Raw genomic sequence first — 15,192 nt, 5'->3', positions numbered from 1 at the left:
AATATCGACGCTGCTGCACATTATGTTGTAAGGCCGAGCCGTGTTTGATAGGACGGTTTGTCATGGAACAGGCGACAAGCGAGAGTGGATGGAAAGGCTCGTATGAGGGGTGGCTCGCTGCGGCCTACGACGCCCTGCTCGAGGGTGGCGTCGATTCCGTGAAGATCCTGCCGCTCGCCAAGCGGCTCGGCGTCTCCCGGACCAGCTTCTACTGGTTTTTCAAGGATCGCGAGGAGCTTCTGGACGCCCTCATCGCGCGATGGAGACAAAAGAACACGGGCAGTCTCGTGAAGCAGTCGGAGGCCTACGCGGAATCGCTCGTAGAGGCCATGCTGAACGTCTTCGACTGCTGGCTGAACCGGGAATCGTTCGACTCCCAGTTCGAGTTTGCCGTGCGCAGCTGGGCCTTGCAGTCGCCGGAGGTCCTGGCAGAAGTACGGAAGGCCGACCAGGCGAGAATGGATGCCCTTACCCGGATGTTCATGCGCTTCGGCTTTGGCGAGCAGGATGCGGACGTGCGTGCACGCGCGACCTACCTGGTCCAGATCGGATACATCTCGATGCAGACGCAGGAGGACCTTGCCCTGCGCATGCAGCGCATTCCCCAATACATCGAGATCCACACCGGCCAGATCCCCGAGCAGCGAGAACTCGACCGCTTCTTCGCACGGCACCGTTAGCGCCGCCACCATTTCGCTTCGAACGAAGGCCGTTCCGCAGGGAGACACGCCCCCGCAAGTCTACGTCTGTTCCACACGGCAATGCCGTCGCACGACGCTGGGCGCCGTGAGGCCGTGCATGATCCGGTCTGCCAGGAAAATTTCCGGCATTTAAGCGAGCCATAAGCTGAGCGCGCTATCCCGATCTGGCGGCAAGAAATTCCGCGAGCATCGAAAGGAATCCCAAAATGAACTTCCGTAGACATCTGATCTTGCCTGGGCTGATTATCGCGCTTGGTGCGTGGAGCACTCCATCCTGGGCTGCAACCACCTCCCATGAGGGTCACCAGAGTGCAGCGATCGATCTGACGCTGAATGGCCAGGCGAAATGGCAAGGCGACGAGAACATGTTGAAAGGCATGAACGGTATCCGCAGCGCGCTCGCCACGCGGCTCCCCGCCATCCACGACGGCAGCTTGCCAGCGGCAGACTATAAGACGCTTGCCTCCGAGGTGCAGGCACAGGTCGACTTCATGGTGACAAACTGCAAGCTTGCACCCGAAGTGGATGAGCAGTTTCACATCGTCCTGGGGCATGTGCTCGACGGGGTGGCGGAACTGGAAGGCGACACCGATCCGCGCAGCGGCGCAGTCCGGATGGTGCAGGCGCTGAACGCCTATGGCACATACTTCGAGCATCCCAACTGGCAGCCGCTCGAGTGACCGTCGGCCATCGATGGATTGTGCCAGCCTGCCGGAACTGCCAGACTGGAGAAGTGCCTGTCTGGCGGGCTCCCTCAGGCAGGCACAGTCTTGACGAACAGTGTTGCCTATGGCGGATGTGATGAGGCTCTTGCTGGTCGAAGATGACACGTTGTTGGGCCGTGGTCTGGTGGCGGGCCTTGGTCAGGGCGGTTTTGCCGTGGACTGGGTTCGCGATGGCAATGATGCCGATGCCGCTCTTGCCACGACGAGCTACGATGTCGTCGTTCTGGATCTCGGATTGCCGGGCATGGATGGCTTGAGCCTCCTGCGACGGAGGCGGGCTGCAGGCGACAAGACGCCTGTTCTAGTGCTGACTGCGCGCGACACAATTGCAGAGCGCGTTTCCGGCCTCGATGCCGGCGGGGACGATTACATGATCAAACCCGTTGACCTGGAGGAATTGCGCGCCAGACTTCGTGCACTGCTGCGCCGGTCGGCGGGCGAGGCGATGCCAATTCTCCGATCCGGTCGCGTCGCACTCGACCCGGCAGCCCATACTGTGACGCTGGATGGAACGCCCGTACTTCTGTCGAATCGTGAATTTGCTGTCCTACAAGGGCTGATGATGCATGCAGGCCGCGTCATGACGCGTAGCCAGTTGGAAGAACAGCTTTACGGCTGGGACGAGCAGATCGACAGCAATGCCGTCGAGGTGCACATTCACAATCTGCGACGCAAGCTGTTCCCGGAGGTCATACGGACCATGCGCGGCATCGGCTACATCATTCCGGCCGCGCCATGACAGGTTCCTTGCGTCGTCGCCTTGTCCTGTCACTTTGCGGCAGTTTGGTGACTGCCTGGCTGGCAACTGCCTTCTTTACCTACCATGATACCAGCAGCCTGATCGATCAGGTAACCGATGAGCACCTCCAGCAATCCGCCGAGATGATGCTTGGCTTGGTTGAACACATTCCTCCGGACCTCATTCCGAAGGTTCTGGCAGCCGAGCGCAGACCCGAACAGCGGCTCTCGTACCGCATCCTGACCGCGGAAGCCCCCGGCGGAACCCACCCGCCGGAAGGAGACTGGCGCGCAGGTTTCAGCAACATCACGAACAATGGCGAGGACTGGCGCGTCTATCGTGCGGGCGACGGCGCCGGCATCCGGGTCGAGGTGGCGGTTCGACAAACCGTTCGCGAAAGCTTTGCCGCGCGCATTGCAGCCCATATTCTCCACCCGGTATGGATCGCCGCCCCGGTACTCGCCGTCGTCATATGGCTTCTTGTGCGATGGGGGCTTGGACCACTGGAGAGGTTGACGGCAGGTGTCAGACGGCGATCGCCAACGGACCTTTCGCCACTCGCTTCGCGATCCGCTCCGACCGAGGTCCTTCCACTGGTCGAAGCACTCAATGCGCTCTTCGCCCGCATCAAATCGGCCCGGGAGCGCGACCGGCGCTTTGCCGCCGACGCTGCCCATGAGCTGCGCACGCCGCTTGCCGCAATCCGGGCGCATGCACAGGTTGCGAGGAGTACCGACGATATCGCTGAATGCCACGCGGCAGTCTCGGAAGTGCTCACCGGCGTAGATCGCGGCACACGCATCGTCGAGCAGCTCCTGGCCCTGGCCAGGATCGACGACAGCACGACAGGGGAGTCAGCGCAACCGATCGACATGGTTGACCTCGTTCGCGACACGGTTGCGATGATGGCGCCACAGGCGGTCGCGCGCAATATCGACCTGGCACTCGAAGTGGAGCCTGGCTTCGACGCCATCATTCGGGGCAATGCCGATCTTCTGGCTGTCATGGTGCGCAATCTCGTCGACAATGCTCTGCGGTACATCCCTGAGGGTGCGCAGGTTACCGTTCAGTTGTCACGGCGTGATGACCACTTGCTTCTGCGCGTCGAGGACTCCGGACCGGGCATACCATTGGAGCTGCGTGAGCGCGTCAAGGATCGCTTCTTCCGGGTCAACGGCGCTACAACGCCCGGAAGCGGATTGGGACTGTCCATCGTCGTTGCCATTGCCGAGCATCACGGGGGAAATCTCACGCTCGGCGAGCGCAGCGGCGCCCCGGGACTCGTGGCTGAGGTTTGCCTGCCCCTATGGAAGGAGAGCGTCGGGAGCGTCCGCACATAGGATCCTTCTACGTTCGGTCCAATCGACTGCCGGAAGCGTCGGTTTATCCTGACCGAAGAGATGATGTTCCACCTCTGCGCCCTCGCAACCAATGGCATGGTCCCTCGATGGAAGCGAGGCTGCGAATCCTAACCGATGTAACGGGCATTGAGCCTGAGCGACTGCTGAGATTGATCGTCGCGTGGACAGGATTATCCGCGGCCTGGTTTATCACCGATGGCGATAACGAGAGTGCTGCGATCGACCTCGCGATCAACCAGATTGCGCTTCCCCTGCTCGGTTAGTCGCATCGGTCGCCCAGGCCCTGGTGGGTCAGGCGCCGACCCCTGAAATGGTCTTCGCCCAAAGCCGCGGCGAGCGGAAGGAAATTCCGGAAAACTCGGCAGCTTTATGAGCCTGTACCCTGCAATTTTGCGGGATTTGCGCGACAACTGCGGCAATCCTCATCCGTATCCGGAGTGTACCCATGCGATTTGCTTCCCTCGCCGTTGTTGCGGCTCTCACCTACGCTGCCGCTGTACCGGCCAACGCCGAGCGCCTGACGGAAAAGCCGCTCGTCGATGCAGCCTGGCTTCAGTCCAATCTCGGCAAGGATGGTGTCGTGGTCATCGACGTCCGCGATGCCGAGAAGGACAAGGCGAATCCCTATGTTGCCGCTCATATCCCGGGCAGCGTCAGCGCGCCATATTCGACCTATGGCTGGCGTGCCAAGGTAGACGGCGTGCCGGGCCAGTTGCCGCCGCTTGCCGATATCGAAGCGAAGATCGCCGCCCTCGGTGTTTCGAACGAGAGCCAGGTCGTCATCGTTCCGGCCGGCACGGATTCGTCGGAATTCGGCGCGGCGACCCGCGTCTACTGGACCTTCAAGGTTCTCGGTCATGACGCCGTGACCATTCTCGACGGTGGGTGGCGCGCCTGGCAGGCGGCCAACGGCGAGACGAGTGCCGAGGCCGTTCAGCCACAGCCGGCCGCCTTCAAGGCGACTTTCCGAAGCGAACTCTATGCCTCCACCGCCGACGTTGAGAAGGCGCGGCAGAACGGTGACGTTCAGCTCATTGACGGTCGCCCCGCCGAGCAGTTCGCCGGCAAGGCCAAGAGCCCCGTCGTCCGCGTTGCCGGCACTATTCCCGGCGCGGTCAATCTCGAGCAGGGGAAGCTCTACGACGCCCAGAAGGGCTCCTTTGTGAGCGCTGAAAGGGTCGCAGCCCTCGCCGGTGCGGCGGGCGTGAAGGACGATGAGCAGAGCATCGCCTTCTGCAATACCGGCCATTGGGCTTCGATCGCGTGGTTCGGTCTTTCCGAGGTCGACGGCAAGAAGAACGTCAAGCTCTACGACGGCTCCATGGCCGAATGGGCCGCCGATCCGGCACGCCCCGTCACGCAGTAATATCCTGCGCACGAGGGGACCACACTCTCTGGGCGTGGTCCCTCACCTTTCAGGAGACAGTCCATGGCGAATGCCACAACAGCACCGACGCTGCCGTCTTCCGACCGCGCGCCGGTCCTCTTCATTTCCGTCGCCTTTGCCGCCGTCGCCGTGGCGATCGGCGCTGCGGTGAGCCCAGTCCAGGCGCTGCTCTTCGGCATCGGCGGGCTTCTCGGCGTGACGCTCTATCACGCCTCCTTCGGTTTCACCGGCGGATGGCGGCGGATGGTCGTCGAACGGCGCGGCCGCGCAATGCGGGTGCAGATGCTGATGATCGGGCTGGCCGCGCTTGCCTTCATTCCCTTGCTGGCACAGGGTTCGGTCGGCGGAACGGTTCTCGCGGGTGCTTTCGCGCCAGTCGGCGTTTCCGTCCTGGTCGGCGCTCTGATGTTCGGCCTCGGCATGCAGCTTGGTGGAGGATGCGGATCTGGAACTTTGTTCACGGTCGGCGGTGGCTCGGCGCGCATGCTCGTCACGTTGATCTTCTTCATCGTCGGTGCGGTTCTCGGCACCGCCCACCTGCCGTGGTGGCTGGCGCAGCCTTCCTTGCCGCAGGTGAGCCTCGGCCAGGCGCTCGGAGTGCCGCTCGCGATCGCGGTCACGCTCGCAGGCCTCGCCGCCGTCGCGGTCGTCACCGCTTTCGTCGAGAAAAAGGAGCACGGATCGCTTGAAGCCGTGAGCGCCCCAAATAAGCCCTTCACCGAGAGGCTCATCCGAGGTCCCTGGTCGCTCGTTGTCGCGGCGCTGCTGCTCGCGGGGCTCAACCTGGCTACCCTTCTGACCGCCGGTCATCCCTGGTCGGTCACCTTCGGCTTCGGCCTCTGGGGGGCGAAGATCGCTCAGGCGGCCGGCGTCCCCGTCGAAACATGGACCTTCTGGACCTGGCCGGGACCGGCAAAGGCGCTCGGCGCCAGCGTTCTTGCCGACAATACCTCGGTCATGAATTTCGGCATCATCCTCGGCGCCGGCCTCGCAGCCGGCCTTGCAGGCAAGTTCGCGCCGAAGGCCGCTATCCCGATCGGCTCGCTGCTTGCCGCTGTGGTCGGTGGGATACTGATGGGCTACGGCGCGAGGCTTTCCTTCGGCTGCAATATCGGCGCGCTGTTTTCCGGCATTGCTTCGGGCAGCCTGCATGGCTGGCTCTGGTTCGCGGCAGCGTTCGCGGGGAGTTGCCTCGGCATCGCGCTTCGGCCGGTCTTTGGATTGGATGGCTTCAAAAAATGAGTAACCGTAATACACTCCTCTTCGGCGCCGCCTTCGCGGTTGCCGCGGCTGCCGTCGCGGCTGATCATAGAGGCCACAGCATGAATCCGCCGGCGGTACCGGCGGCAAGCCAGCCCGGAGAAGCCTCAGTTCCCGCGGCAAACCCGTGCTCGGCCGACAATCCCTGCTCGGCAGCGGCACCTTGCGCGGCTTCGGAGAGCCCGTGCTCAGCCGCCGCCCCATGCGCCGCGTCGGCACCGTGTGCTGCGGCGGCGCCTTGTTCGGCGGCCGCCCCGTGTGCGGCAGCGGCACCATGTGCTGCCGCCGCACCTTGCGCTGCCTCCCAACCTTGACCATGATTCCCCGCGGTTGACGCAGGAGAGCGAAATGGCAAACGACGATCAGCGGCGACAGGCCGCGCGCGAGGTCCTGTTTTGCGAAGCAGTCCTGCGCAAGACCGGTGATACGGTCCTGCTCGACGTGCTGCGCGGCGCCGCAGACATGACGGTCTGGCAGCATTATCCGCCTGGTGACGTCTTCGATCCCGAAAGCGGCGCGCAGTGGTATTACCATGCTCATCCGGAACCGGGCATGGCGGGCGAACACGGGCACTTCCACTGCTTCATCCGGCCCGACGGTCGTGAGGGGCCGGTCCATCATCTCATCGCCGTTGGCGTGGATGCGCACGGGCGCCTGCTTCGTCTCTTCACCGTCAACCAATGGGTGGTCGGCGATACGTGGCTGTCAGCCGAAGAGACGATCGAACTTCTGCCGCGCTTCGACGTCCAGCTCGGGCGCCCCTCCTACCTCGCGAACCGCTGGCTGACCGGTGTGCTGCGCCTCTACGAGCCGGAGATCGCCGAGCTCATCCGCGAACGCGATAGGCGGATCGTCACCTGGCATGGGGATGTGCCCGCTGACGCGGTGCGTCAGGAGCGTGCGCTCGAGGTCACCTCGGAACTCGCCGTCGACCTTGGCAAAACCACGCGGTCGCTGCAGATCGGCTGAAATACCGCCGTACTAGCGCCCGCCGGATACTCCAGCCGGTCGAGAAACGGCTTCTCTTTCTTCGGAGGAGCCGGGGTACCGACTCACCCCGGACACGATCAGCAATCCGATTATCTTTGCGCGGCGCCGGAAGGGCTGACCATCGCACTGGCAAGCTGGCGCAGACTGACGTAGCCGAGCGCCTCCCCGCCCGCGCCGACAACCACGGCCACGTCACTTTCGGAAGTCGTCGCTATGATGCGAACGGCCTCCTCCACAGTGGTGCCGGCTTGGATCATCGTTCCGCTCGGTGCCTGACCCGGCGGCAGAGTCGCCATGACGGCCTCGACGGTCACGACGCGGCCCCGATTGACCTCCTTGACGAAGTTCGCGACATATTCGTCGGCCGGAGAAAGCACGATGTCCTGACGCGTGCCCTGCTGGATGACCTCACCGTCGCGAAGGATCGCGATCTGATCTCCGAGCCGGAGCGCTTCGTCGAGATCGTGCGTGATGAAGACGATCGTCTTCTTGATCTCCTTTTGCAGGTCGAGGAGCACCGTCTGCATGTCGGTGCGGATCAGCGGATCGAGCGCCGAGTAGGCTTCGTCCATGAGCAGCACGGGCGCGTCGTTCGAAAGCGCGCGGGCGAGACCGACGCGCTGCTGCATGCCGCCGGAGAGCTGGTTCGGATACTTGCTTTCGAAGCCCTTGAGACCGACGCGATCGATCCATCGCATGGCGATATCGACCGCCTTGGAGCGAGCAACACCCTGTACCTCAAGCCCATAGAGCGTATTGTCGAGGACGTTACGATGCGGAAGCAGTGCGAATTTCTGAAACACCATTGCCGTCTGGTGTCGTCGAAACTCGCGGAGCTCGCGGTCGTTCATCTTCACGACATCGATGCCGTTCACCAGCAACTCACCGGCAGTCGGGTCGATCAGACGGTTGATATGCCGGATCAGGGTCGATTTTCCCGAGCCGGACAGACCCATGATGACCTGTATGCAACCCGAGGGCATCTCGATGTTGATGTCCTTGAGACCCAGTACATGGCCGAACTGTTCGTTCAGTTCGGCCTTCGACAGCCCGTTGCGGATAGCTTCGACATGGGACGCGGCGTTCGGCCCGAAGATCTTGTAGAGGTGGCGGATCTTGATGCCGTCGAAGTGCTGATCAGCCATGGACAATCTCCAGGTGCTGCTGGAGCCGCTTGCCGAATGCCTGGCTGACGCGATCGAAGATGATCGCGATGCCGACGATCGCCAGGCCGTTGAAGATACCGAGGGTGAAATACTGGTTGGAGATGGCTTTGAGCACCGGCTGTCCGAGACCCTGCACACCGATCATCGATGCGATGACGACCATGGCGAGCGCCATCATGATCGTCTGGTTGATCCCGGCCATGATGGTTGGAAGCGCCAGCGGCATCTGGACCTTCTTCAGCTTCTGCCAGCTTGACGACCCAAAGGCGTCAGCGGCCTCCAGCACGTCCTTGTCGACGAGGCGTATCCCGAGATTCGTCAGGCGGATCATCGGCGGGATGGCGTAGATGACGACGGCGATCAGGCCGGGGACCTTGCCGATGCCGAGCAGCATCACGACAGGGATCAGATAGACGAAGCTCGGCATCGTCTGCATGATGTCGAGAACCGGGTTGATGGCGCTCTGCACACGATCCGACCGCGACATCAGGGTGCCGATCGGAATACCGATCACAATGGAGAGGACGGTGCAGACGAAGATCATCGAGACCGTCTTCATCGTGTCGTCCCACATGTCGAAATAGCCGATGACGAGAAGCGTGACCACGCTACCTGCAACGATCTTCCAGTTGCGGCTGGCGAACCAGGCAAAGAGCGCGATGAGCAGGAGGATGACCGGCCACGGCGTGCGCGTCATGAAGCGCTCCGACCAGATCAGAAAGTGCTGAAGCGGTTCGAAAACGGACTCTATGCCGTCCCCGTAAGCGCGGGTGAAGCTGCGAAAGCCCTCGTCGATCGCCTTCTTGAGGTCACGCAGTGAATCCGGATTCATCGCCGGAAATTTGTTGAACCATTCCATGTCGATCCCCTTCCAGCCTCTGCCGATCTAGCGCCGGCTTTCGGGCTCAAAACGTCAATCCCGCCGCGAACGTTCTTTGCAGCGTATCCCAGACAGAGGAGAAGGACGGCACGTCAGGGACATGCCGTCTTCTCTCTTTGCCCGGACGGTCAGAGAGCCGCCTTGATCTTCTCTGCAGCTTCCGGCGAGACCCATTCCTTCCAGAGCGCTTCATTTTCCTGGAGGAAGTGCTTGGCGCCGTCGTCGCCGCTCGATTGGTTGTCGGTCATCCACGCCATCAGCTTGTTGACCGTGTCGTTGCTCCAGGCGCGCTTGTTGAGATACCCCATGACGTCCTCGCCGGCCCGTTCGGCGAAGGCCTTGGTCACCAGCGTCTGGACCTTGTCCTTCGGCCAGTCGTTTTTCTTCGGATCCGGGCAATCGGCAACGGTGTTGCAGCGCTTCCACTCGGCAGCGTCATAAGGGACGCCGTGCTCGAGCTTCACCATCTCGTACTTGCCGAGCAAGGCCGTCGGAGCCCAGTAGTAACCGACCCAGCCTTCCTTGCGTTCGTAGGCCTTGGCAATGGAGCCATCGAGGCCGGCTGCCGAGCCCGTGTCGACCAGGGTGAAGTTGGCGGCCTCACCACCATAGGCCTTGTAGAGCTGACTGGTCACTACCGTGCCGCCCCACCCCTGCGGGCCGTTGTGAACGGCGCCCTTGCTCTTGTCTTCCGGGTCCGGGAACAGCTCAGGATGCTTGAACGCATCATCGATCGTCTTGATGTCCGGGTTGGCATCGGCGATGTATTTCGGAATCCACCATCCCTGGACGGCGGCATCGGAAAGCGCTACGGCAGCGCCGATGAGCTTGCCTTCCTCAATGCCACGATTGACGACGTCCGGCAGCAGGTCGACCCAGCCTTCCGGTGCGAGGTCCGGCTCGCCCTTCTCGATCATCGAGGTGATGGTCGGAACCGTGTCTCCCACGATGACCTCGGCATTGCAGCCGTAACCTTCGGTCAGGATGAACTTGTCGAGAGCAGCGAGCACCTCGGCGCTCTGCCAGTTCATGCTGGCAATGGTCACGTCGCCGCACTCTGCGCGCGCCGCACCCGTCATGGCCAGGAGGCCAGCGACGAGGCAGGTGGAAGCAAGAAGATGTTTCATGTCCGTTCCCTCTTTAATGCGGCATTTGTTTCGCAACGGGGTGCCGCCTCGACCCGTTGCTCTGCACGCGCGCAAACACGACAACTCTCAGCTCGTTAGCTGCGGGTCGCGTTTTGCGGGTGACCAGTGCACCACCATTGACAGGAGGTTTCAAGAGAATGGCGTCGGTCGATGACGACCGCTCATACGGCTTGCGGAATGAGCTGCACGTCCGGCACATTTCCCAGCCGAGGCGTCGATGCGCCGGCCGGGAGAGGGGACATATCTGCTCAACGCTCGCCTGTTCCAGATAAGAGGCTCCGAAAATGAGAATTCGTATGCGGGCAGGCGGCCAATCGGCAGCCAAGTTCCTACATCTGCGAACAGGTTTTATAATATTCGAAATTCCGGATCGGCGCTTGCCTCCGATCGTCGTTTCACAGGCAGAAATGCGACTTTTCCCGTCGCGAAAGCCGAATGTGTCGGCCCGAAATTCGCTCGGGATCGTCCCGAGCTGCAGGAGTACGGTGGAAGGACGCCGGCAACGCTTCGCTAAACAACGCCCCCCTTGCCTCTTCCGCGCCTTCCTGCTGCACCGATGCTGTCTGCGCCCCGGCCAGGACCACCAGCCGGGGTCACGCCACCTGGCTGCAGGCCCGAGGCGATCCCCTGCGAGCCTCGAGGAAGGTCCGTTACCTCCGCGCTCGCGACGAGACCGGCTTCGTATTCCTCGTTCGCCTGACGCCAATGGCGATCATGTTCGCCTTCCGGCCGCCCCTCTTGTTCCCAAATCTCATAGGCTCGCCTACGGACGTACTCGTCCCTGTCTTGCTGCTCCATGCCTTTCTCCGATCCTCTTGGGAAGAGCGGGCGGACCGCCCACCCCCCAATCAGCGCTTCGTGCACGTCCACCCGCATCGATCGTTCTCCGTCGAACGGCGAGTATACGGAAACACAAAAGCTGAAACTTGCTCTCATGACCAATGTTCCCGGAGCGGACTGCACTTGATATCGCGCCCTGCGGAACAAAGGAGGCGGCAGAGGGTTGCCCCTGCGGCAAAGCTGCAGGGGAGAAACGTGTGGCCGCTCAAGGTGGATCCAGGACCGTTATCTATGCCGCTCTGGCAGGCAATGCGCTGATCGCAGCTACGAAGTTTACCGCCGCGCTCTTCACCGGCAGTTCAGCAATGCTGAGCGAGGGCGTCCACTCCGTCGTGGACACCGGAAACCAGGTCCTGATGCTACACGGCCTGCGCAAGGCCGCGAGCCCTCCCGACGAGACGCATCCACTCGGCTACGGGCGAGAAGTCTACTTCTGGAGCTTCGTTGTCGCGCTGCTGGTCTTTGCGGTGGGTGCCGGCGTATCGTTCTACGAAGGCATCGTGCATCTGCGTCATCCGGCACCGGCACAAAATATTGCGATCAACTATGTCGTCATCGGCCAGTCTGCAGTCTTCGAGGGATCGGCGTGGTTTTTCGCGCTACGGCACTTCCGACACGAAAAGGGTCATCAAAGCTATCTCGCTGCCGTTCGACGCAGCAAGGATCCCACGACGTTCACTGTGCTGTTCGAGGACTCCGCCGCGCTGCTCGGCCTGGTGATCGCCTTCGTCGCCATCACCGCCGCTCATGTCTTGGAGATGCCCGTCCTGGACGGGATCGGTTCGATCGGCATCGCCCTTGTGCTTGCGGCGACCGCGATTTTTCTCGCGATCGAGAGCAAGGGTTTGCTGATCGGGGAGCAGGCGCTGCCGGCTGTCCGGCGCCGCATATCCGAGCTTGCGGCATCCGACCGCGACGTCGCCGGCGTTGTCGACATCCTCACGGTCCATCTCGGGCCGTCCGATGTTGTGGCCGCAATCGACGTCGAGTTCCACGACGAGCTCAAAACGCCGGACATTGAAGCATCCGTGAATCGCATTCAGGAAAACGTACACGCCGAATTGCAGCAGGTTTCGTCTGTCTTCATCAGGCCACGGTCGCGGCCATCGCAATTCGGATGACGCAGGCTCACCACAATGCGGTGTCGGCCTCCTCGGCAGCGTCCTCGAGCCGTTAGAGTTCCTCGTCCTCAGTCAGTTCCTCGCCGTCCTGGGCGTCCATCAATCGGTCGGTGTCGGCCTGCGCATACCGGTTGAGCAATCCGGCATCCTCGAGCGCTTCCATATCGGGCAGATCCCGTAGCGTCTCGAAGCCGAAGGTGGAGAGAAAGTGCTTCGTTGTCACATAGGTGTAAGGAGCGCCGGGCGCTGGGCTTCGCGGGCCGGACGCGAGAAAGCCGGCCGCCTTCAGGCTCGCGATCGTATCCCGGGAAATCTCCTTGCCGAAGATCTTCGACAGCTCGCTACGTGTCACCGGCTGGAAATAGCCAACCGCCACGATCACCGCCGCCTCATGCTGGGAGAGCGCGGAACTGGCCGAACGGGTAGGAACCGCGGCGGCGCGGATCGCCGGTCCGTAGCTCGCCCTCGTGCGGTGCTGGAAGCCGCCGGCAACGGATACGATCTCGTAAGGTCGATCGCGTATCTCCTCGCGCAGATCATCGATCAGCAGGTCGACGCTGCACCCGGAACCCACCACGCGCGCCAGTGTTTCGCGGGTCACTGGTTCGGTCGAGGCAAAGATGACGGCCTCGATCCGCATCATCCATTCGCGCCAGCGAGCCGCCGGTGAGACGTGTGCGAGCTCGCGGTCGAGGGGAGCCGCGTCGCCGCTCTTGCGCCGGCTTGCCATTCGTTCGGTCGTGGTTGCGTCGACCATCGTCACAATCCGTAGATCCGGAAGGTCGGGCGACCGGAAAGCTCCCGGACGACGCCGAACGCCTCGAGCCGTTCGAAGAGGCGACGACCTGCCCACCGGGAGAGCCCTGTGCCCGGCAGCGAGGCGGCGACGGCATCGTCCGCCAGCAGTCTTTGAACGACGCCTTCCCCGCCCTTTGTGCGAAGCTTCGGTGAAACAGCAACCAGGCTGTCGGCGTGTCGTTCGATCTCGGTTGCGAGCCGGAGCGTCTCCGGCACCTGCAAGGCAAGCGCCAGACAGACAGCGCGGGCGAAGCCTTCGTCGCCGGGCCGGAGCCGGCCGTTGCCGCTCGTGGTGCGAAATGCCGCCCCGTAGCGTGCCTGCGTGAAGAACGGAACCGGCAGGTCCAGATGGATGAGCCGCGCGAGCACCCAGTCTGCCAGCCACCATGCGAGGACTTCGGCATCCGGCCGCATCGCGACGACCCGTTCAACGAGTGCGGCGATGACGAACGGCACCGCCCGTCGCGACTGCAACAATTCGTCGACGACAGCGGGCACGCCGGTTAGCGCCTCACTCCAGCGAACGGCGAGAAGATCGCTGACCTCCCGGATCATCTCATCGCGCATGACGGGCTTGCGTGACGCCAGCCTTCTGTAGGCGACCAGAACGCGGCCCGCCGGTCCTGGGTCTCCCCCGGGAGGACAGAGGAACACGGCATCGCGGAGTGCTGCTTCATCCTCCCTGCGTCCCATCAGGCGGACGGCAGCCTGCGCCGAGGCAAGCGCCAGCCGATTGCGCCAACATCCCGCCCATGCAGGCGGTTCGCGGACACGCTCGTACAGCATCGTCAGTGCCGCACCGGCCACAAAGGCCGCATCCGCCTCGCTGTCGGCGGTGCCGCGCGGCTGCGCCCATGCCGGCGCAGCGGCGGCCCGGGGCGAAGCAATGATGGGCGAATCAGTGAAAGAATCCATGAAAGGCAGCATAGCGGAGATGTGCGCTTTTCAACACCTCATGCCTCGAAAGCGCACAGCTTGCCGACAGGAAATTACGAACGATAATCGCGTTCAATTCCTTGTTCGTCCGCGCTCGTCGGTATATCGTCGCCGCAACGGAGATAAACGACCCCACAATGCCCGAGAAAGCCACCACGACAACGAAGGATACGCCAACCAGAGACGACCGTCTACGCGCTGCCTCTGCACTTGACCCGCATACGGCACCATCGTCCAGCGAACCGGACGCTGCGCCGGACATTCCAGGTGAGCCGGCATCCTCCCACACGCGTCGCGCCTATGCGTCGGACTGGAAGCATTTCGCAGCATGGTGCCGGCGGGAAGCCGCCCCTCCCCTCCCCGCCGACCCACAGCTTGTCGCCCGCTACATCCGCGCCTGTGCGTCGGGAGAGGGGCGCAAGGAGGGGCGAGCCAATTCCGCTTCCACAATCGAGCGGAGGCTCTCCTCGCTGACATGGAACTATGCACGGCGCGGCTTCGCTCTTCCCCGCCAGGACGATGCGATCACTAACGCGCTCGCCGATGCCCGCCGCTCGGCTGGCCCGCCCGCTCCCCGCCAGGAGATGCTGACGCCGGGTGATCTTGCCTCGATGCTGGAAACCCTCGACCGGGGAAGCCTCAAGGGCCTGCGTGATCGGGCCATTCTGCTGCTGGGCTTTGCCGGTCGCCTCACGCGTTCCGAGATCACCGGCCTTGATGCGGGGCCTGGTGAAAGCGTCGACGGACGCGGCTGGGTCACGTTCGGCCCGCAGGGCGTCACGGTGACCTTGACGGGCAAGGGCGGCCAGCGGCAAGTCGAAATCGCTCACGCGTCAGCCGATCATTCCTGTCCAGTGACGGCTCTCGGAACCTGGATGCGGCTCGGCAGAATCGCAACTGGACCGGTTTTCCGTCGCGTGCTTCGCGGCGGCAAGATAGTCGGGAAGGATCGGCTGCACGATCAGGAGGTGGCACGCCTGGTAAAGCGCGCTGCCCTTGCTGCAGGCCTTGAAACCGGTGGCACGGAGACGTCGCCAGCCGGGGTGTTTTCGAGCCGCTCGCTGCATCTGAAGTGAATGCCCGAGCGTGTCCGGCGAAGCCCCCTTCGCCATGCGTGTGCCGAGCGGGCATCGGTGGCGG

Annotated in this window: 15 protein-coding genes; 9 read left to right on the top strand and 6 right to left on the bottom strand. The window is 62.9% G+C overall.

From position 1 onward, the window contains the following. Positions 1-62: 62 nt before the first annotated feature. From ACM6UT_RS20800 to ACM6UT_RS20770, 7 genes are all read left to right on the top strand, one after another. Positions 63-680, top strand: a complete 618-nt coding sequence (locus ACM6UT_RS20800; RefSeq protein WP_416799251.1) for a TetR/AcrR family transcriptional regulator — start codon at positions 63-65, stop codon at positions 678-680. 227 nt (positions 681-907) lie between these two features. Further along, on the top strand, positions 908-1,381 hold the full coding sequence (locus ACM6UT_RS20795; protein ID WP_416799250.1) for a hypothetical protein: 474 nt from the start codon (positions 908-910) through the stop codon (positions 1,379-1,381). A 121-nt stretch (positions 1,382-1,502) separates the two neighbouring features. Further along, positions 1,503-2,165: a response regulator gene (locus ACM6UT_RS20790; RefSeq protein ID WP_416799249.1), complete on the top strand. Its 663-nt coding sequence runs from the start codon at positions 1,503-1,505 to the stop codon at positions 2,163-2,165. 47 nt (positions 2,166-2,212) lie between these two features. Continuing rightward, positions 2,213-3,505, top strand: coding sequence for an ATP-binding protein (locus tag ACM6UT_RS20785; protein WP_416799248.1), 1,293 nt, complete (start codon positions 2,213-2,215; stop codon positions 3,503-3,505). A gap of 466 nt (positions 3,506-3,971) precedes the next feature. Continuing rightward, positions 3,972-4,892: a sulfurtransferase gene (locus ACM6UT_RS20780; RefSeq protein ID WP_416799247.1), complete on the top strand. Its 921-nt coding sequence runs from the start codon at positions 3,972-3,974 to the stop codon at positions 4,890-4,892. Positions 4,893-4,955: 63 nt separating this feature from the next. Next, the gene (locus tag ACM6UT_RS20775; RefSeq protein ID WP_416799246.1) at positions 4,956-6,155 is read left to right on the top strand and encodes a YeeE/YedE family protein; all 1,200 of its coding nucleotides are present in this window, start codon (positions 4,956-4,958) and stop codon (positions 6,153-6,155) included. Positions 6,156-6,521: 366 nt separating this feature from the next. Beyond that, complete coding sequence (locus tag ACM6UT_RS20770; RefSeq protein ID WP_416799245.1) at positions 6,522-7,142, top strand: DUF6969 family protein; 621 nt, start codon at positions 6,522-6,524, stop codon at positions 7,140-7,142. 110 nt (positions 7,143-7,252) lie between these two features. Here ACM6UT_RS20770 and ACM6UT_RS20765 read toward each other — a convergent pair whose 3' ends face one another. From ACM6UT_RS20765 to ACM6UT_RS20750, 4 genes are all read right to left on the bottom strand, one after another. Then, positions 7,253-8,308 (bottom strand): quaternary amine ABC transporter ATP-binding protein, encoded by a 1,056-nt coding sequence (locus tag ACM6UT_RS20765; protein WP_416799244.1) that lies wholly within the window; start codon positions 8,306-8,308, stop codon positions 7,253-7,255. Further along, positions 8,301-9,188 (bottom strand): ABC transporter permease, encoded by an 888-nt coding sequence (locus ACM6UT_RS20760; protein WP_416799243.1) that lies wholly within the window; start codon positions 9,186-9,188, stop codon positions 8,301-8,303. The genes ACM6UT_RS20765 and ACM6UT_RS20760 overlap by 8 nt, the downstream gene beginning before the upstream one ends. Positions 9,189-9,337: 149 nt before the next feature. Next, on the bottom strand, positions 9,338-10,336 hold the full coding sequence (locus tag ACM6UT_RS20755; RefSeq protein WP_416799242.1) for an ABC transporter substrate-binding protein: 999 nt from the start codon (positions 10,334-10,336) through the stop codon (positions 9,338-9,340). Positions 10,337-10,867: 531 nt separating this feature from the next. After that, a complete protein-coding gene (locus ACM6UT_RS20750) occupies positions 10,868-11,155 on the bottom strand; it encodes a DUF2934 domain-containing protein (RefSeq protein ID WP_416799241.1) in 288 nt (95 codons plus the stop codon). A 239-nt stretch (positions 11,156-11,394) separates the two neighbouring features. Between ACM6UT_RS20750 and ACM6UT_RS20745 the strand changes: the two genes are divergently transcribed. Beyond that, positions 11,395-12,318 carry a cation diffusion facilitator family transporter gene (locus ACM6UT_RS20745; protein ID WP_416799240.1) on the top strand — a complete coding sequence of 308 codons (924 nt, stop codon included), beginning with the start codon at positions 11,395-11,397 and terminating at the stop codon, positions 12,316-12,318. 52 nt (positions 12,319-12,370) lie between these two features. On the opposite strand, the gene scpB is transcribed toward ACM6UT_RS20745, so the two are convergent. Both scpB and ACM6UT_RS20735 read right to left on the bottom strand, forming a co-directional pair. Then, entirely contained in the window at positions 12,371-13,075 is a 705-nt protein-coding gene (gene scpB / locus ACM6UT_RS20740; protein WP_416799239.1) for an SMC-Scp complex subunit ScpB, read from the bottom strand. 2 nt (positions 13,076-13,077) lie between these two features. Then, positions 13,078-14,031, bottom strand: a complete 954-nt coding sequence (locus tag ACM6UT_RS20735) for a DUF1403 family protein (protein WP_416799238.1) — start codon at positions 14,029-14,031, stop codon at positions 13,078-13,080. A 158-nt stretch (positions 14,032-14,189) separates the two neighbouring features. Here ACM6UT_RS20735 and ACM6UT_RS20730 point away from each other — a divergent pair, with 158 nt between their 5' ends. Next, positions 14,190-15,128, top strand: a complete 939-nt coding sequence (locus tag ACM6UT_RS20730; protein ID WP_416799237.1) for an integrase — start codon at positions 14,190-14,192, stop codon at positions 15,126-15,128. Positions 15,129-15,192: the final 64 nt, after the last annotated feature.

The organism is Ciceribacter azotifigens (assembly GCF_048159625.1).
Taxonomy (GTDB): Bacteria; Pseudomonadota; Alphaproteobacteria; order Rhizobiales; family Rhizobiaceae; genus Allorhizobium; species Allorhizobium azotifigens.
Note: the sequence above shows the minus strand (reverse complement) of the source record. Positions and strands in the feature narration are given on the sequence as shown.

What these genes read in the sequence shown, in the direction of transcription:
- ACM6UT_RS20780 (WP_416799247.1), top strand. Translation starts at nt 3,972, where the DNA reads ATGCGATTTGCTTCCCTCGCCGTTGTTGCGGCTCTCACCTACGCTGCC.
- scpB (WP_416799239.1), bottom strand. Translation starts at nt 13,075, where the DNA reads ATGGTCGACGCAACCACGACCGAACGAATGGCAAGCCGGCGCAAGAGC.
- ACM6UT_RS20800 (WP_416799251.1), top strand. Translation starts at nt 63, where the DNA reads ATGGAACAGGCGACAAGCGAGAGTGGATGGAAAGGCTCGTATGAGGGG.
- ACM6UT_RS20775 (WP_416799246.1), top strand. Translation starts at nt 4,956, where the DNA reads ATGGCGAATGCCACAACAGCACCGACGCTGCCGTCTTCCGACCGCGCG.
- ACM6UT_RS20770 (WP_416799245.1), top strand. Translation starts at nt 6,522, where the DNA reads ATGGCAAACGACGATCAGCGGCGACAGGCCGCGCGCGAGGTCCTGTTT.
- ACM6UT_RS20765 (WP_416799244.1), bottom strand. Translation starts at nt 8,308, where the DNA reads ATGGCTGATCAGCACTTCGACGGCATCAAGATCCGCCACCTCTACAAG.
- ACM6UT_RS20755 (WP_416799242.1), bottom strand. Translation starts at nt 10,336, where the DNA reads ATGAAACATCTTCTTGCTTCCACCTGCCTCGTCGCTGGCCTCCTGGCC.
- ACM6UT_RS20735 (WP_416799238.1), bottom strand. Translation starts at nt 14,031, where the DNA reads ATGGATTCTTTCACTGATTCGCCCATCATTGCTTCGCCCCGGGCCGCC.
- ACM6UT_RS20790 (WP_416799249.1), top strand. Translation starts at nt 1,503, where the DNA reads ATGAGGCTCTTGCTGGTCGAAGATGACACGTTGTTGGGCCGTGGTCTG.
- ACM6UT_RS20730 (WP_416799237.1), top strand. Translation starts at nt 14,190, where the DNA reads ATGCCCGAGAAAGCCACCACGACAACGAAGGATACGCCAACCAGAGAC.
- ACM6UT_RS20795 (WP_416799250.1), top strand. Translation starts at nt 908, where the DNA reads ATGAACTTCCGTAGACATCTGATCTTGCCTGGGCTGATTATCGCGCTT.
- ACM6UT_RS20760 (WP_416799243.1), bottom strand. Translation starts at nt 9,188, where the DNA reads ATGGAATGGTTCAACAAATTTCCGGCGATGAATCCGGATTCACTGCGT.
- ACM6UT_RS20750 (WP_416799241.1), bottom strand. Translation starts at nt 11,155, where the DNA reads ATGGAGCAGCAAGACAGGGACGAGTACGTCCGTAGGCGAGCCTATGAG.